An 18,926-nucleotide genomic window follows, 5' to 3' on the forward strand; every position below is an offset into this window, starting at 1 on the left:
GATGGATTACAACACCCTACGCACTTTCGCCGATAGCTGGGGCCTGCTTGCCATGGCGCTCTTCTTTGTCTTTGTCATTCTTTTTGCTTTCCGCCCGGGAAGCAAAAAGAAAGCCGATGAAGCGAAGGAAATTCCATTCAAGGACGACAAAAATGACTGACAAACAGATCGATGAAGTCAGCGGTGTAGCAACAACCGGACACGAATGGGACGGCATCAGGGAACTCGACAATCCGATGCCCCGCTGGTGGCTGTGGACATTCTACGCCACCATTTTCTGGGCCATTGCCTATGTGATCGCCTATCCGGCCTGGCCGCTGATCTCCAGTTCCACTGGTGGCATGCTTGGCTGGTCGAGCCGTGGCACTTTCTGGGAAGAAACCGCCAGGATCGACAGCGAGCGTCAAGGTATCATCGACCAGATCAAAGCCAAGGATGTGCACGAGATTCTGGCGGACGAAAACCTTCGCCAATATGCGATTGCCGGTGGCGCTGCTGCCTTCCGTGTCAACTGCGTGCAGTGCCACGGCTCGGGCGCGCAAGGGGCACCGGGCTATCCGAACCTCAACGATGACGACTGGTTGTGGGGCGGTTCCATTGACGACGTCCTGACGACCATTCGTCATGGTGTGCGCTCGAAGGATGATGCCGACACCCGCGTTTCCGAAATGCCGGCATTTGTCGACGTTCTGGAACCGCAGCAGATCCGTGATGTTGCCGCCTATGTGGTCAGCCTCTCCGGCACGCCGCATAATCCAGAAATGGTACCGGAAGGGCAGAAGGTCTTCGCGGAAAATTGCGCCGTATGTCACGGCGCGGATGCCAAGGGCCTGCGCGAGTTCGGCGCGCCGAACCTGACAGACGCCATCTGGTTCTACGGTTCCGGCGAAGACGCCATCGTGCGTCAGGTCTCGCATCCAAAGCATGGCGTCATGCCTGCATGGGAAACACGCCTCGGCGATGCGACCGTCAAACAGCTTGCCATCTTCGTCCATTCGTTGGGTGGCGGCGAGTAGCTGGGTCATAAGTTCCAGCTACAGGGCAGTAAGGCAATAGGGCAGTAAGGCAGTAGGGAAATGAGGAACTCTAGGGACAGTGTTGATCGCGGCCATCACATACTGCCCTATTGCCTTACTGCCCTATTGCCCTCCTCTCCCCAAGGAGCAAAAAATGTCAGACGATGTCGAACGCATTGACGTTCAGGCAGTCAACTCCCCCAAGACCCGCCAATCGCTTTATGCGGCGCGGGTGAAGATTTTTCCGAAGCGCGTGCAGGGCGAATTCCGGCGCTTCAAATGGATTGTCATGCTCATTACGCTGGGCATCTATTATCTGACGCCATGGCTGCGCTGGGATCGCGGTCCCTATGCACCCGATCAGGCGGTGCTGATCGACCTTGCCAACCGTCGCTTCTATTTCTTCTTCGTCGAAATCTGGCCGCAGGAATTCTACTACGTCGCGGGCCTGCTCATCATGGCGGGTCTCGGCCTGTTTCTCGTGACCTCTGTCGCGGGCCGCGCCTGGTGCGGCTATACCTGTCCGCAGACCGTCTGGGTCGATCTCTATCTGGTTGTCGAACGCGCTATAGAAGGCGATCGCAATGCGCGCATGAAGCTCGACAAGGGTCCATGGACCTTCGACAAGATCTGGAAGCGGGTTGCCAAGCATTCGATCTGGATCGTCATCGGTGTCCTGACCGGCGGCGCCTGGATTTTCTATTTCGCCGACGCGCCGAAGCTGCTCACGGATTTCGTGACCGGTCAGGCAGCACCCGTCGCCTATTTCACCGTCGCCATCCTGACCGCCACCACCTATATTTTCGGTGGGCTGATGCGCGAGCAGGTCTGCACCTATATGTGCCCGTGGCCGCGCATCCAGGCCGCGATGCTGGACGAAAACTCCCTGACCGTCACCTATAATGACTGGCGCGGCGAACCGCGCTCACGCCATTCCAAGAAGGCGATTGCCGCGGGCGAGACCGTGGGCGATTGCGTGGATTGCAATGCCTGTGTCGCCGCCTGCCCGATGGGGATCGATATTCGCGACGGCCAGCAGCTCGAATGCATTACCTGTGCGCTGTGCATCGACGCCTGCAATTCCGTGATGGACAAGATCGACAAGCCGCGTGGTCTCATCTCCTATGCGACACTGGCCGATTACGACTTCAACATGGCGCTTGCGACCAATAACGGTACCGCTCCAATCGACCCCGCACGTGTTTACAAGGCACCGAACACGTTCTCGGACAAAGTGCAGAACCTGTCATGGAAGAAGGTGTTGCGCCCGCGCAGCATGTTCTACTTCGCCATATGGACGCTCATCGGTCTGACGCTCGTCATCTCGCTGTCGACACGCCAGCGCATCGGCATCAACGTGCTGCACGATCGCACCCCGCAATATGTGCTTCTGTCGGACGGCTCGATCCGCAACGGTTATACGGTCAAGCTGCTCAACATGATCCCGACACCGCGCACCTTCCGACTTTCCATTGAAGGCCTGCCCGGAGCAACGCTTACCGTTCAGGATGAAACGTCGGATGCAGACGGCAATTATGATATACCGGTGGAACCGGACCGTCTGAAGACGTTGCGCGTCTTCGTCACCATGCCGCATGATGCGATTACCGATCATCGCCACGACTATGAAATCGAAGTGCGTGACGCAAATGGCGCGGAACAGGCCCGCTACAAGGCAACTTTCATGGCACCGGAGGGCAGATAATGTCGATCAAGTCGAAAACCTCAGGCACGTTCACCGGCTGGCATATGCTGGGCATCATGTTCGCCTTCTTCGGCGTCATTATCGCCGTTAACCTGACCATGGCCTATAACGCTATCCATAGCTGGAGCGGGCTGGTGGTGAAGAACACCTATGTCGCCAGCCAGGAGTTCAACGACAAAGCCCAGACCGGCAAGGAGCAGGCCGCCCTGCAATGGCAGTCGAAGCCTGCCTATGAAAACGGCGTTTTCACCTGGAAGCTGGCCGACAATGAAGGCAAGGCTGTCGTCACGACGGGCGGTACGGTGGAGTTCAAACGCCCGGTCGGCGATGAACATGACACCAAGGTCACGCTGACTGTCCGCGAACCCGGCATACTGACCGCCCCGCTTGAACTTGGCGAGGGTGCATGGATCATGGAAGTCAATGCCGATGCCGGTCTTGAAGACCCCTATCGTCATATCATTCGCGTTCTGGTGAAGGACGGGAGAATACTATGAGCTGCTGCGTCGAGAATGCACAGATAGCGACCGTTGTTCAGACCGTCTCTGTGGATGAAATGCAGATTGCAAGCCGCCCGCTCGGTGACGGCTTGCGTCAGCTCGACTTGTCGGTTCCCGGCGTTCATTGCGGCCTGTGCATCAAGAATATCGAGGAGACGCTCGGCAGAATAGCGGGCGTTGCCTATGTCCGCGTCAACCTGACGGCCCGCCGCGTGACCGTGCGCTGGAAAGATGGCGAGACGCCGCCCGATGTGGTCGATCCGCTGCGCAGGCTCGGTTACGAAGCCCATATCTTCGACATGGCGCAGGACAAGGACCCGACCTTCACGCGCCTTCTGATCGCGCTTGGCGTCGCTGCCTTCGCTTCCAGCAATGTGATGCTCCTGTCGGTTGCGGTGTGGTCGGGTGCGGACGCTGCGACCCGCGATATGTTTCACTGGATTTCCGGCCTCATCGCCCTGCCGACGCTGATCTATTCCGGCCGGATTTTCTATGTTTCCGCGTGGAATGCGCTGCGCGCACGGCGCGTGAACATGGATGTACCGATTGCACTCGCCATCACGCTTGCCTTCGGCATGAGCGTCTATGAAACCCTGCATCATGGCCAGCACGCCTATTTCGATGCGTCGGTGACATTGCTGTTCTTCCTTTTGATCGGCCGCACGCTCGATTATATGATGCGCGCCCGTGCGCGTTCTGCAGTGCGCGGTCTGGCGCAGCTCGGCAGCCGCGGCGCGGTGGTGATCGGCGAGAATGACGAACGCAATTACCTGCCGGTCAACGAAATCCGCCCCGGCATGCGCATCATTCTTGCGGCAGGTGAACGGGTGCCTGTCGATGCGAAAGTAGAAGAAGGCCGCTCGGAACTCGATTGCGCCATTGCATCGGGTGAAAGCGATGCAGTCCCGGTCGGACCCGGCTCGGATATTCGTGCAGGCACATTGAACCTTTCCACGCCGCTTATTATCCGCGCGACAGCGGAGGCGAAGGATTCCTTCCTCGCCGAAATGGTGCGGCTGATGGATGTGGCTGAAGGCGGACGCGCCTATTACCGTCGTCTTGCCGACCGCGCTTCCGAACTCTATGTGCCGATGGTGCATACCATCGCCTTTGCGGCCTTTGTTGGTTGGATGATCTATACCGGTGGCGACTGGTATCGTTCCATCTATATCGCGATCTGCACCCTCATCATCACCTGCCCTTGCGCGCTTGCCCTTGCAGTGCCGATCGTGCAGGTGGTCGCAGCTCGTCGCCTGTTCGAAAACGGCATCATGATCAAGGACGGCTCCGCCATGGAACGAATGGCCGAGGTCGACACCGCCATTTTCGACAAGACCGGCACATTGACCCTCGGTCAGCCGCGATTGATCAATGTCGATGCCATCGATCCCCACAATCTGGAAATCGCTGCCGAGCTGTCGCTTTATTCGCGTCATCCGCTGTCGCGGGCGCTTGCGCTGTTCTCGGGCGCAAAACCGATGACCGCCTTTACCCGTATCGAGGAAGTGCCGGGCGCAGGTATCGAAGCCGAACTGAACGGCTCCATCTATCGGCTTGGCAAGCGTGACTGGGCGGATGATACCGATGCCATGCCTCATGTTGACGGCCCTGAAACCTGCCTTTCCATTGATGGAAAGCTGGTTGAGAGCTTCCATTTTGAAGACCAGCCGCGCGAGGACGCAGCCGGAGCTATTTCCACACTGAAGCGAAACGGGCTGAAGCTCGGCATCATTTCGGGTGACAGATTGCCTGCCGTGCAAAAGCTTGCGGGTTATCTCGGGGTCGATGATTATCGCGGCGCGGTGCTGCCCGCCGACAAGTCGGAGCTGGTGCAGAAACTGTCGACCGAGGGTCGCAAGGTCCTGATGGTCGGCGATGGATTGAACGATGCTCCGGCGCTCGTCGCCGCCCATGTTTCCATGGCCCCTGCAACCGCTGCCGACATTGGCCGCAATGCTGCGGATTTCGTCTTCCTGCGTGAAAGCCTGTCTGCTGTGCCGCTGGCCTTTGCCGTATCGAAGGAAGCGGGACGCTTGATTAGCCAAAACTTTGCGCTGTCCATCGGCTATAATATCATAGCCGTGCCGATTGCGATTTTCGGCTACGTCACCCCGCTGGTGGCGGCCCTTTCGATGTCGCTGTCGTCCATCGTGGTCGTCAGCAACGCATTGCGGTTGCAGGCCGGAAAACAAAAGCAACAGACGCAAAAGACTATCGCGCCTGTTGCCGTCATCAAGGAAGCGCACAAATGAGTGGACTTCTCTTTCTCATTCCCATCGCGTTGTTTCTGGGCCTGCTCGGCCTTGTCGCCTTTCTATGGTCGTTGAAAAACGGCCAGTATGACGATCTGGACGGAGCTGCGAACCGCATCCTGCTGGATGATGAGTCTAAGCCACTATCAAAATTGCCCGCAGATCATTGACATTCGTGCCGGTCGGACCCGGTACGAACAGATCACCAACGGCGTCGAATGCCGTCCATGCGTCATTGGCGTTGAGCCTCGACGCACCATCCTCGCCCGCTTTTTGCAAGCGCGAAACAGTGGAACCATCGGCGAAGGCTCCCGCATTGTCCTCCGAACCGTCGATGCCATCCGTGTCAGCGGCCAGCGCATGAATATTGTCATAGCCATCAATATCAAGCGCGAAAGACAGCAGGAATTCGCTATTGCGCCCGCCTTTACCGCCCTTGCCGCGAATAGTGACGGTCGTTTCACCGCCTGACAGAATGACCACCGGCTTCTTGAACGGGCGGTCACGGTCAGCCACTTCGCGGGCAATCGCCGCATGAACATGCGCCACTTCCCGCGCCTCACCTTCCATCGCATCGGACAGGATCACCGCTTCGACGCCGTGGCGCGCAGCTTCCTTCACCGCCGCTTCCAGCGAAACGGCAGCCGACGCAATGACGCGCACTTCATTGTCTGCAAAAACCTTGTCATCCGGCTTCGGCGCATGAGCCTTCTCGCTCTTGATGTGCGCAAGCACCGCTTCTGGCAGATCGAGCCGATAGCGTTCGATGATTTTCAAAGCCTCATCGCGGTTTGTCTCGTCCGGCACGGTTGGGCCGGAAGCCACGAAGGCCGGATTGTCGCCCGGAATGTCCGAGACGACCAGCGAGAACACTTTTGCCGGATGCGCTGCGGCGGCAAGCCTGCCGCCCTTGATCATCGACAGATGCTTGCGGACCGCATTCATCGCCGAAATCGGCGCGCCGGAGGCGAGCAGGATCTTGTTGACGGCGATTTCGTCCTCAAGCGTCAGCCCTTCCGGCGGCGACGGCAGCAAGGCAGACCCGCCACCGGAAACAAGCGCCACCACGAGATCATCTTCCGTCAGGTTCGCCACCGCATCGAACAGCCGCTTCGAGGCTTGAAGTCCTGCTTCATCGGGAACCGGATGCGCCGCCTCGATGATCTCGATGCGCTCGCAGGGTGCGCCATAGCCATAACGCGTGACCACCACGCCCTCCAAGGGAGCGTCGTGTTTTTCGGCCCAGGCGCGCTCGAAAGCCGCCGCCATCTGCGCCGAGCCCTTGCCCGCCCCGATGACAATCGTGCGTCCCTTCGGCTTGGCCGGAAGATTGGCGCGGATCACCAGTTCAGGATCGGCAGCCGCAACAGCGGCATCGAAAAGGCTGGTCAAAAACTTTTTCGGATCGGCGATGGCAGTCATGAGATTCCCGATGTGACTTGTGGCTAGCTCGTCTATGGCGGCACTATTCCCCGCCCGAGATGTAAAATCAATGGAGCCGGCCACCTCCTCCAGGCAGCCAGCTCCACCCTCTCCCTCCAGAGAATTCAGGCCCTGAGTTAAGCGACGTCGTGGTTTGCCATGCGTTCGAGTGCACGCACGAGACCGGAATGGTCGAGACTATCATCGCCATGCGCCGCACAGGAATTGAACAGTTCCTGCGCCATGGCCGTGTTCGGCAGTGAAACACCGAGCGCCTTTGCGCCTTGCAGCGCAAGGTTCAAATCCTTCTGGTGCAGCGAAATGCGGAAGCCCGGATCGAAAGTACGCTTGATCATGCGTTCGCCATGCACTTCGAGAATGCGGGACGATGCAAAACCGCCCATCAGGGCTTCGCGTACCTTTGCCGGGTCTGCGCCCGCCTTGGAAGCGAAAACCAGCGCCTCAGCGACAGCCTCGATGTTAAGCGCGACGATGATCTGGTTTGCAACCTTGGTGGTCTGGCCATCGCCGCAATCGCCGACGAGCGTGATGTTCTTGCCCATCAGCTTCAGGAGCGGGAGCGCCTGATCGAAAGTCGCCTGTGCTCCGCCAGCCATGATGGAGAGACTTGCGTTCTTCGCACCGACCTCACCGCCGGAAACCGGCGCATCGATATATTCCGCACCCGTCGCCCGCACCTTCTTCGCGAACTCTTTCGTCTCGATGGGCGAAATCGAGCTCATATCGATAAGCGTCTTGCCCTTGCCGAGACCTTCTGCTGCTCCGTTCTCGCCAAAGAGAACTTCGGCTACCTGTGGCGTATCCGGCAACATAAGGATGGTGGTGTCGCAATGAGCTGCCACATCCTTCGGGGTATCGAGAATCTGCATGCCGTTGTCGAGCAGTTCCTTGTGCGTCGGCACAATATGCTTCGACGTGAAAAGCTCGTGACCCGCATCCTGCAGATGCCGCGCCATTGGCTTGCCCATGATCCCCAGTCCGATGAAGCCGATCTTGGCCATTTCGCTTACTCCCTAATAGCGCTTTTCGATCTGATTTTGTCAGATCGGCGCTCCAATCATTTGCTTGCGCGCATCTTGTCCGAAAGCCGCTTCACACCTTTCGGGATGCGCTCCAATTTATGCAGTCAGCCGTTCAGCTTCGTAGTCCTTGAACCAGCCTAAACCTTCCTCCGTGGTGGTCTTCGGCTTGTATTCACAACCGATCCAGCCCTTGTATCCAGCGTTCTTCAGCGCCTCGAACACGTTCGGATAATTGATCTCACCGGTACCGGGTTCATTGCGGCCCGGATTATCGGCAAGCTGAATATGGGCAATCAGCGGTTTGTAACGCTCATAAGTCGCAACCAGTTCACCGCGCGTACGCTGCTGATGGTAGAGGTCATACTGGATGAACAGGTTGTTGCTGCCCACTTCATCAATGATCGAAACCGCCTGCTCTACCGTGTTGAGGTAAAAGCCCGGAATGTCATAGTGGTTGATCGGTTCGATCAGCAGGCGAATGCCATGCTTGCCCAGTTCCTTTGCGGCCAGACGCAGATTGTTGACGAAAGTGGCGCGCATCGCGTCTGGATCGATGCCTTGTGGCGCAATGCCGGAAAGGCAGTTGACCTGCGAGCAGTTCAGCGTCGTGGCGTAGTCGATGGCATCGGCCACGCCGCGGCGGAATTCATCGACGCGATCCGGCAGAACCGCGATGCCGCGCTCGCCACCAGCCCAGTTGCCCGCAGGCAGATTGTGCAGGACCTGTGCCAGGTTATGCTTGGTCAGCGCTGCCTTCAGCTCATGCCGGTTGAACTCGTAAGGGAAGAGATATTCGACCCCGGTGAACCCGGCCTTCGCGGCCAGCGCAAAGCGGTCCATGAAAGGCACTTCATTGAAAAGCATTGTGAGATTGGCTGCAAATCTCGGCATTTTCGCCTCCTTATAATTCTCTACTTGCGCAATTCTGGAAAAGCCGTTTCGCAATTTTCCCGGAATCATCCTCAACGTTGTTCTTTTCCCTCATCCTGAGGAGCCTCCCGAGCTTGTCGAGGGGAGGCGTCTCGAAGGGCGAGGGAAAATGCACCCTGCCTGCCCTCGTCCTTCGAGGCTTCGCTACGCTCCGCACCTCAGGATGAGGGAGAAACGAAGTAGTAAATCGACGTTACGTTAATCCAAAAGTGCTGCGATAGCGGTCGGTGCATCTTCGCCACGTTCGGCCAGTTCCTCGAATTCGACAACCTGATCGATGTCGACACCCATGGAAATATTGGTAACGCGTTCCAGAATGAATTCCAGAACCACCGGCACCTGATGCTCCGCCATGAGCGCTTTTGCCTGTTCAAAACTTTCGGCGAACTGGTTGGGGCTGCGCACCCGGATCGCCTTGCATCCCAGACCTTCGGCAACCGCGACGTGATCGACGCCATAACCCTTTTCCGCGTCGCCGTCGGCATTGATGTTGTCGAAGGCGAGGCTCACTTCGAAATCCATGTTGAAGCCGCGCTGCGCCTGGCGGATGAGGCCGAGATAGGAATTGTTCACGACCACATGAATGTAGGGCAGCTTGTGCTGTGCGCCGACCGCCAGTTCTTCAATCATGAACTGGAAATCATAGTCACCGGAAAGTGCAACAATCGGGCGATCAGGATCGGCAGCACGGACACCGAGAGCCGCAGGCAGCGTCCAGCCGAGCGGACCGGCCTGACCGCAATTGATCCAGTTGCGCGGGCGATAGACATGCAGGAACTGTGCGCCTGCGATCTGGCTGAGGCCGATCGTCGTCACATAGCAGGTGTCACGACCGAAAGCCTTGTTCATCTCCTCATAGACCCGCTGGGGTTTCAGCGGTGTCTGGTCGAAATGCGTCTTGCGCAGCATGGTGCGCTTGCGTGTCCCGCATTCCCTCGCCCAGTCCGACCAGTCGCGCAGCTTGCCAGCAGACTTCCATTCGGTCGCGACGTCGAGCAGCAGCTTCAGCGCCTTGCCTGCGTCCGAAACGATGCCGAAGTCCGGCGCAAAGACACGACCGATCTGTGTTGGCTCAATGTCGATATGGATGAACTTGCGATCCTTCTTGTAGGTATCGACATTGCCCGTATGGCGGTTCGCCCAGCGGTTGCCGATGCCGATGACAACATCGGAGGCCAGCAGATTGGCATTGCCATAGCGGTGCGAGGTCTGAAGACCGCACATGCCCGCCATCAGGTGATGATCGTCAGGGATGACGCCCCAACCCATCAGGGTCGGGATGACCGGGATACCGGTGATCTCGGCAAACTCGACCAGAAGATCGGATGCGTCGGCATTGATGATGCCGCCACCCGCAACGATCAGCGGACGTTCCGCCGCGTTCAGCATGGCGAGCGCCTTTTCGGCCTGTGCCCGCGTGGCCGCAGGCTTGTAGGCTTCCATCGGCTGGTATGTGTCGATGTCGAATTCGATTTCGGCAAGCTGGACATCGATCGGCAGGTCGATCAGAACCGGACCGGGACGGCCCGACTTCATGATGTGGAATGCCTTCTGGAAGACATAAGGAACCAGCGCCGGTTCCATGACCGTGACTGCCCATTTGGTGACAGGGGCTGCGATCTTGGCGATATCGACGGCCTGAAAGTCTTCCTTGTCAAGACGCGCACGGGGCGCCTGACCAGTGATGCAGAGGATCGGGATCGAGTCGGCAGAAGCCGAATAGAGACCCGTAATCATATCCGTTCCGGCGGGGCCGGAGGTGCCGATGCACAGGCCGATATTGCCATGCTCTGCACGGGTAAAGCCTTCAGCCATATGCGAAGCACCCTCGACGTGACGCGCCAATATGTGGCGGATCGAACCGCGCGCTTTCATCGCCGAATAAAATGGATTGATCGCTGCGCCCGGTACACCGAAAGCACAATTGATCCCTTCTTTTTCCAGCACAAGCACGGCTGCATCGACTGCACGCATTCTGGCCATGGCCATTCCTCCTCAAGCGGCGTCCGTTCCTGCGGAACGGCTATTGCCGCTTTGTTTCTTTTTCTCACGCATTTCCGGACGCAAAAGGCTTACGCACTTTTGCTGGAAATGCTTCGTGGAATTCATCTCCATTTACAAACGTTATTACTATAAAATGGAAATGCATACCATTATATGGAAATAAAGATTTTCAACGGAATGGAGATAATCCGCCGCTCCCTTTCCGAGTAGCAATGGATGCGATAGTGATAATTCCTGAGTTTAGGCGGGATTCGGAGACGGTGATGGAACAGGAACAGGCAAAGGTAAAGCGGGGTCGCAAGGCGGCGGAAAACGCCGCGCCCTCGTCTGTGCAGGTTCTGGACCGGAGCCTGAAATTGCTGGCATTGATTGCCGAGAATGATGGCTCGACACTGACCGACCTTGCCGATGCGAGCGGCATGGCCCCTTCAACCGTGCACCGCCTTCTGTCGTCGCTGGCAAATCATGGTATGGTTTCCCACGATCTGGAAAGTGGCGACTGGACCATCGGCGTCAAGGCTTTCGAAATCGGCAATGCCTTTCGTCGGTTCCGCAAGCTTGGCATTCTGGCGCGGCCCTATCTCAAGACATTGATGGAAACGAGCGGCGAAACCGCCAATATCGGCGTCGAGGACAGCGGTGATGTCGTCTTTATCTCGCAGATCGAAAGCCATGCGCCGATGCGCGCCTTTTTCCGGCCCGGACGGCGCGGACCTATTCACGCATCCGGCATCGGCAAGGCCATATTGTCCACCTGGTCGGACAAGGAAATCGCGCATGCGCTATCGGGGCGCACGCTCGAACATTTTACGCAGCGCACACTCGACAACCTGCCTGCGCTCTTGAAAGATATTCAGGCAACCCGTACCCGTGGCTGGTCTATCGACGATGAGGAGCATACGCTCGGCATGTGCTGCATTGCCGCTCCCATCTTCAATGAATATGGCGAGGCGATTGCCGGTATTTCCGTTTCCGGCCCTGCCGTGCGTCTGCCGAAAAAGAAGCTCGAGGAATTCGGGCCGCTGATCCGCTCCACCGCCGACGAGCTGACCCGCGCCATGGGCGGCAAACGCCCCGAAGAGCTCTGACTACGAAAGGCCCGCAGCAGATCGCTCCGCCGCGGGCCATCCTCCTCCAAGGATTGGTTGATTAAGCCAGTTCGGCCTTAAGCGGTTTTCCAGCCACATAGGTTTCGACGATGGCGCGGTCATCGCCCAGCGTCTGTAACAGGAACAGTTCCTGCTCCAGCGTCGCACCAGCCGCCATGCGAAGCCGCATCGGTGATGTGGCCGATGAATCCAGCACCACAATATCGGCTTCCGTGCCCTCATCGAGCGTACCGATCTTGTCTTCCATGGAGAGCGCGCGGGCATTGCCGAGCGTCATCATGTAGAAGGACTGGAACGGATTCAGACGCTGTTCGCGTAGCTGCAGGATTTTGTAGCCTTCGTCCATGGTACGCAGCATGGAGAAACTCGTGCCGCCACCAACGTCGGTTGCCACCGCCATGCGCACGCCCGACGCTTTCAGTCGGTCGCGGTCGAAGAGGCCTGAACCAAGGAACAGGTTGGAGGTCGGGCAGAAAACTGCAATCGAACCCGTTTCCGCCATGACACGCACTTCACGCTCTTCCAGATGGATCGAGTGGCCGAGCAGCGTCTTGCTACCCAACAGGCCATAATGCTCATAAATGCCGAGATAGTCCGGCGCATCAGGATAGAGCGACTTGGTGAAGGAGATTTCGTCGTGGTTTTCCGAAAGATGTGTCTGGATGTAGCTGCCGGGATGCTCACGAACAAGCGCCTGGCTTGCTTCGAGCTGCTCCGGTGTCGACGTAATGGCAAAGCGCGGGGTGATTACATAATCGAGGCGGCCCTTGCCCTGCCAGCGCGCAATCAGCGCCTTCGTATCGTCATAGCCGGACTGTGCCGTGTCGCAGAGTGCGGGCGGCGCATTGCGATCCATCATCACCTTGCCGCCAAGCATACGCATGTTGCGATGCTGCGAAGCGCGGAAATAGGCATCGACGCTCTGTGGATGCACGGAGCAATAAGCAACCGCCGTGGTGGTGCCATGGCGGATCAGCTCGTCAAGAAAGCGCTCCGCAATGAATTCGGCATGCTGCTCGTCGGCGAATTTCTGCTCCGCGACGAATGTATAGGTGTTGAGCCACTCCAAGAGATTGGCTGCATAGGAAGCGATCACCTGCGTCTGCGGATAATGGATATGCGTATCGATGAAACCGGGCAGGATCAGGTGTGGGCGATGATCGGCGACGTTGACGTCGCTGCCTACCATGCTACTTACTTCGGCATAGTCTCCGAGGCGCAGGATGCGACCATCTTCAACAAGAACAGCACCGTCTTCGATATAACGATAGGCGGCATCGTCATCGAGACTCTGCGGTTCGTCACGAAAGGTCAGCACGCGGCCGCGGATCAGAAGCTTGGTCATTTTCGTCGTGGTCCTTATTTCGGGCCTTGCGTGGCAGACTGGTACCAGGAGGCAAGAAGCTGGCGCTCTTCCTCGCTCACGCCGGTGACATTGGCGGGCGGCATGGCGTGCGAACGACCTGCCTGCAAATAGATTTCACGCGCATGGGCTGCGATGTCCCGGTCGGTGTCCAGCACGACGCCCTTGGGCGGTGCAATGATGCCTTCCCAGCCCGGCTCCTTGGCATGGCACATGGCGCAGCGCCCCATAACGGTATCCCGCACTTTGTCAAAGTGCGGGTCCGAGATGAAAGATTGCTGCAATGCCGAAATCTTCTGTTCTTCCGGCTCGCCGGTCAGAACTTTCGGCACTGTCGACAGCCAGATGATGATGATGAACAAGATCACCGTGACCAGCCAGGTCCAGGCCGGGCTGCCCTTGCGGGCGTGCTGCGTGTTGAACCAATGACGGATCGTGACGCCCATCAGGAACACCAGCGAGGCGATGATCCAGTTGAATTGCGTCCCGAAAGCCAGCGGATAGTGGTTCGACAGCATCAGGAACAGAACAGGCAGCGTCAGATAGTTGTTATGCGTCGAACGCTGCTTGGCGATCTTGCCATATTTCGGATCCGGCTTGCGACCTGCGATCAGATCCGCCACCACGATCTTCTGGTTCGGAATGATAAGCATGAACACGTTGGCCGACATGATCGTGGCCGTGAAAGCGCCAAGATGCAGGAAGGCAGCGCGTCCGGTGAACAGGTGCGTATAGCCCCAGGCAACAAATACGAGCACGACGTAGAGCATCACCATCAGCAACGTATCGCTCTTCCCGAGCATGAGCTTGCAGATCGTGTTGTAAGCGATCCAGCCAAAGGCCAGCGAAGCGATCGAGATGCCAATGGCGACCGGGCGCGAGACATCGAGAACATTCGGATCGATCAGGTAAAGATCAGCTCCGGCGTAATAAACGATGCAGAGCAGAGTGAAACCCGACAGCCAGGTGGCGTAGGATTCCCATTTGAACCAGGTCAGGTGCTCAGGCATTTCGGCGGGCGCAACCAGATATTTCTGGATGTGGTAAAAGCCACCACCATGGACCTGCCATTCCTCGCCATGCGCACCGGCTGGCAAGCCGGGACGCTGGCGCAAGCCCAGATCGAGCGCAATGAAGTAAAAGGACGAGCCGATCCACGCAATCGCGGTAATCACATGCAGCCACCGCGCTGCGAAGCCCAGCCAGTCCCAGGCTACGGCGAAATCATACATCAGGTACTCCCATTTCTCGGCTCTTTTCTTGACCCACTTTTGGGGCCCATTGTTCGTTGTTGCATTATGTGCCAAAGGAATCAGGTTCAGGGAACGTCACATCACGACCAGCACTTTCAAAAAAATCTAGACAATCGTGGAGGGGACGTATGTCATATCTTGATAATCTGCGCGTTTTTGTGCGCGTTGTCGAATTGGGAAATCTATCTGCGGCGGGTCGCGACCAGCGCGCATCGCCAGCAGTTGCAAGCAATCGAATCAAGGAGTTGGAGAAGCACCTGGGGGTCAGGCTCTTCAACCGGACGACGCGCAAGCTCACGCCGACAGAACACGGTCGCGTATTCTACGACGGAGCATTGAAAATCCTCGAAGCCGTGGATGAAGCGGAAGCGGCTGTGGCGGAATTAGCAAAGAATCCGAAGGGATCGATTCGCATCACGGCTCCGCTTGGCTTCGGAAGACGGCTGATTGCATCGGGAATTCCAGAGTTTCACGACAAATATCCGGACATCGAAGTGCGGCTTCGCCTGTCCGATCATGAAGTCGATATCATGAGCGAAGGCGTCGATGTGGCGTTCAAGCTTGGCGTTCTGGAGAATTCAAACCTGCGTATGCGTGGCATCATGAATTGCGAGCGCGTGATCTGTGCAGCGCCTGAATATCTCGAGAAACACGGGGTTCCGCAGTCACCTGACGAGTTGCTTGGCGACAAGCATGACTGTCTTTTGCTGCGCTTTCCGGGCTCGAAGGAATATTACTGGTCGCTGCAGACGGCAGAAGGTCTGCGCAAATTCGAAGTCACCGGGCCATATGACTCGGATGACGGCGACGTATTGACGCAATGGGCGCTCGGCGGGCGCGGCATCATCAACAAGCCGCTGTTCGAAGTGAAGGAATATATCCGCGACGGACGGCTGGTTCCCATCCTCGAAAGCACGCCACCGGCGCCGATCCAGCTTGCTGCGATCTATCCGCACAAGCGCTTTCAGGACCCGAAGGTGCGTCTCATCATCGATTTCATGACGGAACGGTGTCAGCGACTGATCCGCGAGGTCTTGGCATAGAACGGCTAACACCGTTCTATGCCTTTGTTTTTAATTTACTATTTCGCGGGATCCGTTTCGCTCTTTGTTGGAAACGCTCAAAGAAAAACCCGCCGGATCAGGCGGGTTGCGATACACGTGCAGATGTCAGAACCGCCGTCAGAACTTCGGCTGCGGCCAATGCCGCAATGACTTCGGGCCGCTTATCCTTCACCACAGCTCCGCCGACGGGACAGACCAGATTTTCAAAAAGATTGTCGTTACCGATTTCGCGTTTCAACCAATTTTTGAAAGTGGCTTTTTTGGTCTTCGAGCCGATCATGCCGACATAGACGGCATCGCGCCGCTGCAAAGCCTCGGTGACAATCAGAAAATCCAGCGCATGGTCATGGGTGAGGACGATGAAAGCGCTGCCCGGCGGTGCGGAACGCACCACCTGCTCCGGCATGGCCGAAAGACAGGTTTCGATGCCCGGTACATCGCAAGCCATCAGCTCCGCTTCGCGCGTATCCACCAGAACGACGCGGACAGGCGTAAGCGAGAGAGCATTTGCCAATGCATCGCCAACGTGCCCCGCACCGAAGACATAGACATGCGGGCGCGTGGCTATTTCCGCATCCACCTTGCCGACAAGCTCGTCGGTGAGCCCGCGACTGACACGCCTGAAGCTCAAGCCCACCCTTCCGCCACAGCACTGGCCGATTTCGGGGCCAAGTGGAACATCCATGGGTGAATCCCTGCCGCCAGCCAAGATTTTCCGGGCATGGTCAATCGCCATATATTCAAGCTGGCCGCCGCCGATGGTCCGGAAGATCATATCGCGGGCAACCAGCATCCACGCCCCGGCATCGCGGGGCGCAGAGCCTCTCACATCGGTAACTTCAACCAGCACACTGTCGGGACGCCGGTTGAGAAAAGCCCGGATATCGTCGCGTGCACCCGGCATCGTCCTAGCCCTTTTGCTTGCGGAGCCGTTCGATGGCCATGAGCACACGTTCCGGTGTCGCAGGCGCATCGAGACGCGGACAGGTCTTGTGATCCGCCACACTGGCAATGGCATCGGCCAGGGCATGCAGCACCGACAGCCCAAGCGGCAGCGGCGGTTCGCCGACAGCCTTGGAGCGATGGATCGTCGGCTCATAGGCCTCGGACCAGTCGGTCAGCGCGACATTGAAGATCTTGGGCCGGTCAGACGCCAATGGAATCTTGTAGGTGGAAGGCGCATGGGTGCGAAGCCGCCCCTTATCGTCCCACACAAGCTCCTCTGTCGTCAGCCAGCCCATGCCCTGCACGAAGCCGCCTTCAACCTGACCGATATCGATGGCGCGGTTCAGGGAACGCCCGGTATCATGCAGAATATCGGTGCGCTCCACCACATATTCGCCAGTCAGAGTATCGACGGAAACTTCGGAACAGGCTGCTCCGTAAGCATAGTAATAGAAGGCATGGCCCCGGCCCTTGGCGCGGTCCCAGTGGATTTTCGGCGTCTTGTAGTGACCTGCCGCCGATAGCTGCACGCGACCGATAAAGGCCTGCTTCACGAGATCGTTGAAGCTGATTTCCTGATTGCCGACGCGAACCCGGTTGGGGAGGAAGACCACCTGATCCTCCGGCACCTGATATTGCTGTGCCGCAAAATGGATGAGACGCTTCTTGATCTGTCGGGCGGCGTCCTGTGCGGCCATGCCATTGAGATCGGCACCGGAAGAAGCCGCCGTTGGCGCTGTGTTCGGCACCTTGGCGGTGGTCGTCGCAGTGATCTTCACCCGGTCGATGTCGATCTGGAATTCCTCGGCCACAACCTGCGCCACTTTCATATGGAGCCCCTGCCCCATTTCCGTGCCGCCATGGTTCATATGCACCGAGCCGTCATTATAGACATGCACCAGAGCGCCAGCCTGATTGGACTCCGTCTTGGTGAAGGAAATGCCGAATTTAACCGGCGTCAGCGCCATGCCCCGCTTCACATAGCGACTTTTCGCATTGAATTCGTGAATTGCTTCGCGGCGCTTCGCGTAATCGCAACTTTCCTCGAGTTCCGAAACGATGCGCTGGATGATGCAATCTTCGACCTTCTGATGGTACGGGGTGACGTTGCGCGTCCCATCCTTACCCATCTCGTCGTAGAAATTGCGCTTGCGGATTTCGAGCGGGTCTTTGCCGACAGCGAAAGCCACTTCATCGATGACGCGTTCAGCACCAACCATGCCCTGCGGGCCGCCAAAACCGCGAAATGCCGTATTCGACACGGTATTCGTATAAAGCGGCGCCGACTGTGCATGGACCGCCGGGAAGAAATAGGCATTGTCGCAGTGAAACAGTGCGCGGTCGCCGACCGGCCCGGAAAGGTCTGCCGAGAATCCGGCATTGAGGGCGAACAGATAGTCGATGCCCAGAATATTGCCTTCATCGTCGAAGCCGACTTCATAATCGATAACGAAGTCATGACGCTTGCCGGTCGAGGTCATATCCTCATCGCGGTCGAGCCTGATCTTCATGGCGCGTTTGTGCTTCTTGGCGGCAATGGCGGCAATGGCCGCCCACTGGTTGGCCTGCGTTTCCTTGCCGCCGAAGCCACCACCCATGCGGCGCACTTCCACGGTCACGGAATGGCTCGGCACGCCCAGCGCATGGGCAACCAGATGCTGGGTTTCGCTCGGTCCTTGTGTTGAGCAATAGACGGTGACGTCTTCATCCTCGCCGGGAATAGCCAGCGAAACCTGGCCTTCCAGATAGAAATGATCCTGCCCACCGAGATACATGCGGTTCTTGATACGGTGCGGCGCGGCGTCGATGGCCGCACGTGCGTCACCGCGCTTCAACGTCAGCGGCGTGGTGACAAGCCGGTCCTTGAGGCCGTCCAGTGCATCGATGGAATAGATGCCTGCCACTTCCTCATACTCAATTTTCGCCAGACGCGCGGCGCGGCGCGCCTGATCGCGGGTTTTCGCGATCACCGCAAAGATCGGCTGGCCGTGAAACTCGACCTTGTCGACGGCAAAGATCGGATCGTCATGCATGCCCGATGGCGAAACATCGTTTTCACCGGGCACATCCTTGTAGGTCAGAACGTCGACCACACCGGGAGCAGCGCGCACTGCCGACAAATCAATGGACTTGAATGAGCCATGTGCGACGGAGGAATAGCCGACCCCGATATGCAACGTGCCCTCGGGCTCCGGTATATCGTCGATATAGACCGCCGTTCCCGTCACATGCTTGTGCGCGGAATCGTGCTTCTGATCGGTGGCGACGCCACCGACAATACGGGCGGCTTTCAATGTGTTTGCAGGATGCTTGTTCATGA

At 57.9% G+C, this 18,926-nt stretch carries 16 protein-coding genes; 8 read left to right on the plus strand and 8 right to left on the minus strand.

What is annotated here, in order from left to right; genetic code table 11:
- The first annotated feature begins 1 nt into the window (after position 1).
- The 6 genes from FIB18_RS07530 (at position 2) to ccoS (ending at position 5,643) form a co-directional block, all read left to right on the plus strand.
- On the plus strand, positions 2–160 hold the full coding sequence (locus tag FIB18_RS07530) for a CcoQ/FixQ family Cbb3-type cytochrome c oxidase assembly chaperone (RefSeq protein WP_024896091.1): 159 nt from the start codon (positions 2–4) through the stop codon (positions 158–160).
- Positions 153–1,016 carry a cytochrome-c oxidase, cbb3-type subunit III gene (gene ccoP / locus FIB18_RS07535; protein WP_140020106.1) on the plus strand — a complete coding sequence of 288 codons (864 nt, stop codon included), beginning with the start codon at positions 153–155 and terminating at the stop codon, positions 1,014–1,016. Before FIB18_RS07530 ends, ccoP begins: the two co-directional genes overlap by 8 nt.
- Before the next feature lie 154 nt (positions 1,017–1,170).
- On the plus strand, positions 1,171–2,721 hold the full coding sequence (ccoG, locus tag FIB18_RS07540; protein WP_140020107.1) for a cytochrome c oxidase accessory protein CcoG: 1,551 nt from the start codon (positions 1,171–1,173) through the stop codon (positions 2,719–2,721).
- A complete protein-coding gene (locus FIB18_RS07545; RefSeq protein ID WP_140020108.1) occupies positions 2,721–3,218 on the plus strand; it encodes a FixH family protein in 498 nt (165 codons plus the stop codon). The genes ccoG and FIB18_RS07545 overlap by 1 nt, the downstream gene beginning before the upstream one ends.
- Positions 3,215–5,473: a cation-translocating P-type ATPase gene (locus FIB18_RS07550; RefSeq protein ID WP_140020109.1), complete on the plus strand. Its 2,259-nt coding sequence runs from the start codon at positions 3,215–3,217 to the stop codon at positions 5,471–5,473. Before FIB18_RS07545 ends, FIB18_RS07550 begins: the two co-directional genes overlap by 4 nt.
- Positions 5,470–5,643, plus strand: a complete 174-nt coding sequence (gene ccoS / locus FIB18_RS07555) for a cbb3-type cytochrome oxidase assembly protein CcoS (protein ID WP_140020110.1) — start codon at positions 5,470–5,472, stop codon at positions 5,641–5,643. The genes FIB18_RS07550 and ccoS overlap by 4 nt, the downstream gene beginning before the upstream one ends.
- On the opposite strand, the gene FIB18_RS07560 is transcribed toward ccoS, so the two are convergent.
- From FIB18_RS07560 to gcl, 4 genes are all read right to left on the minus strand, one after another.
- Positions 5,609–6,895 carry a glycerate kinase type-2 family protein gene (locus FIB18_RS07560; protein WP_140020111.1) on the minus strand — a complete coding sequence of 429 codons (1,287 nt, stop codon included), beginning with the start codon at positions 6,893–6,895 and terminating at the stop codon, positions 5,609–5,611. The genes ccoS and FIB18_RS07560 overlap by 35 nt on opposite strands.
- A gap of 137 nt (positions 6,896–7,032) precedes the next feature.
- Positions 7,033–7,917 carry a 2-hydroxy-3-oxopropionate reductase gene (locus FIB18_RS07565; protein WP_140020112.1) on the minus strand — a complete coding sequence of 295 codons (885 nt, stop codon included), beginning with the start codon at positions 7,915–7,917 and terminating at the stop codon, positions 7,033–7,035.
- A gap of 117 nt (positions 7,918–8,034) precedes the next feature.
- Entirely contained in the window at positions 8,035–8,829 is a 795-nt protein-coding gene (gene hyi / locus FIB18_RS07570; RefSeq protein WP_140020113.1) for a hydroxypyruvate isomerase, read from the minus strand.
- A 237-nt stretch (positions 8,830–9,066) separates the two neighbouring features.
- Positions 9,067–10,851 carry a glyoxylate carboligase gene (gene gcl, locus FIB18_RS07575; RefSeq protein WP_140020114.1) on the minus strand — a complete coding sequence of 595 codons (1,785 nt, stop codon included), beginning with the start codon at positions 10,849–10,851 and terminating at the stop codon, positions 9,067–9,069.
- 284 nt (positions 10,852–11,135) lie between these two features.
- On the opposite strand from gcl, the gene FIB18_RS07580 reads away from it, so the two are divergent.
- The gene (locus FIB18_RS07580) at positions 11,136–11,960 is read left to right on the plus strand and encodes an IclR family transcriptional regulator (RefSeq protein WP_140020115.1); all 825 of its coding nucleotides are present in this window, start codon (positions 11,136–11,138) and stop codon (positions 11,958–11,960) included.
- Positions 11,961–12,021: 61 nt separating this feature from the next.
- Here FIB18_RS07580 and guaD read toward each other — a convergent pair whose 3' ends face one another.
- Together guaD and FIB18_RS07590 are read right to left on the minus strand one after the other, a co-directional pair.
- Positions 12,022–13,326: a guanine deaminase gene (gene guaD, locus FIB18_RS07585; RefSeq protein ID WP_140020116.1), complete on the minus strand. Its 1,305-nt coding sequence runs from the start codon at positions 13,324–13,326 to the stop codon at positions 12,022–12,024.
- Between the two features lie 14 nt (positions 13,327–13,340).
- The gene (locus tag FIB18_RS07590; protein ID WP_140020117.1) at positions 13,341–14,576 is read right to left on the minus strand and encodes a urate hydroxylase PuuD; all 1,236 of its coding nucleotides are present in this window, start codon (positions 14,574–14,576) and stop codon (positions 13,341–13,343) included.
- A gap of 149 nt (positions 14,577–14,725) precedes the next feature.
- On the opposite strand from FIB18_RS07590, the gene FIB18_RS07595 reads away from it, so the two are divergent.
- Positions 14,726–15,640, plus strand: a complete 915-nt coding sequence (locus tag FIB18_RS07595) for a LysR family transcriptional regulator (RefSeq protein WP_140020118.1) — start codon at positions 14,726–14,728, stop codon at positions 15,638–15,640.
- 97 nt (positions 15,641–15,737) lie between these two features.
- Here the strand turns inward: FIB18_RS07595 and xdhC are convergent, their stop codons facing one another.
- Together xdhC and xdhB are read right to left on the minus strand one after the other, a co-directional pair.
- Positions 15,738–16,565: a xanthine dehydrogenase accessory protein XdhC gene (gene xdhC / locus FIB18_RS07600; protein WP_140020119.1), complete on the minus strand. Its 828-nt coding sequence runs from the start codon at positions 16,563–16,565 to the stop codon at positions 15,738–15,740.
- A gap of 4 nt (positions 16,566–16,569) precedes the next feature.
- The gene (xdhB, locus tag FIB18_RS07605) at positions 16,570–18,924 is read right to left on the minus strand and encodes a xanthine dehydrogenase molybdopterin binding subunit (RefSeq protein ID WP_140020120.1); all 2,355 of its coding nucleotides are present in this window, start codon (positions 18,922–18,924) and stop codon (positions 16,570–16,572) included.
- Between the last annotated feature and the right edge of the window lie 2 nt (positions 18,925–18,926).

The organism is Brucella pecoris (assembly GCF_006376675.1).
GTDB classification, from domain to species: Bacteria; Pseudomonadota; Alphaproteobacteria; order Rhizobiales; family Rhizobiaceae; genus Brucella; species Brucella pecoris.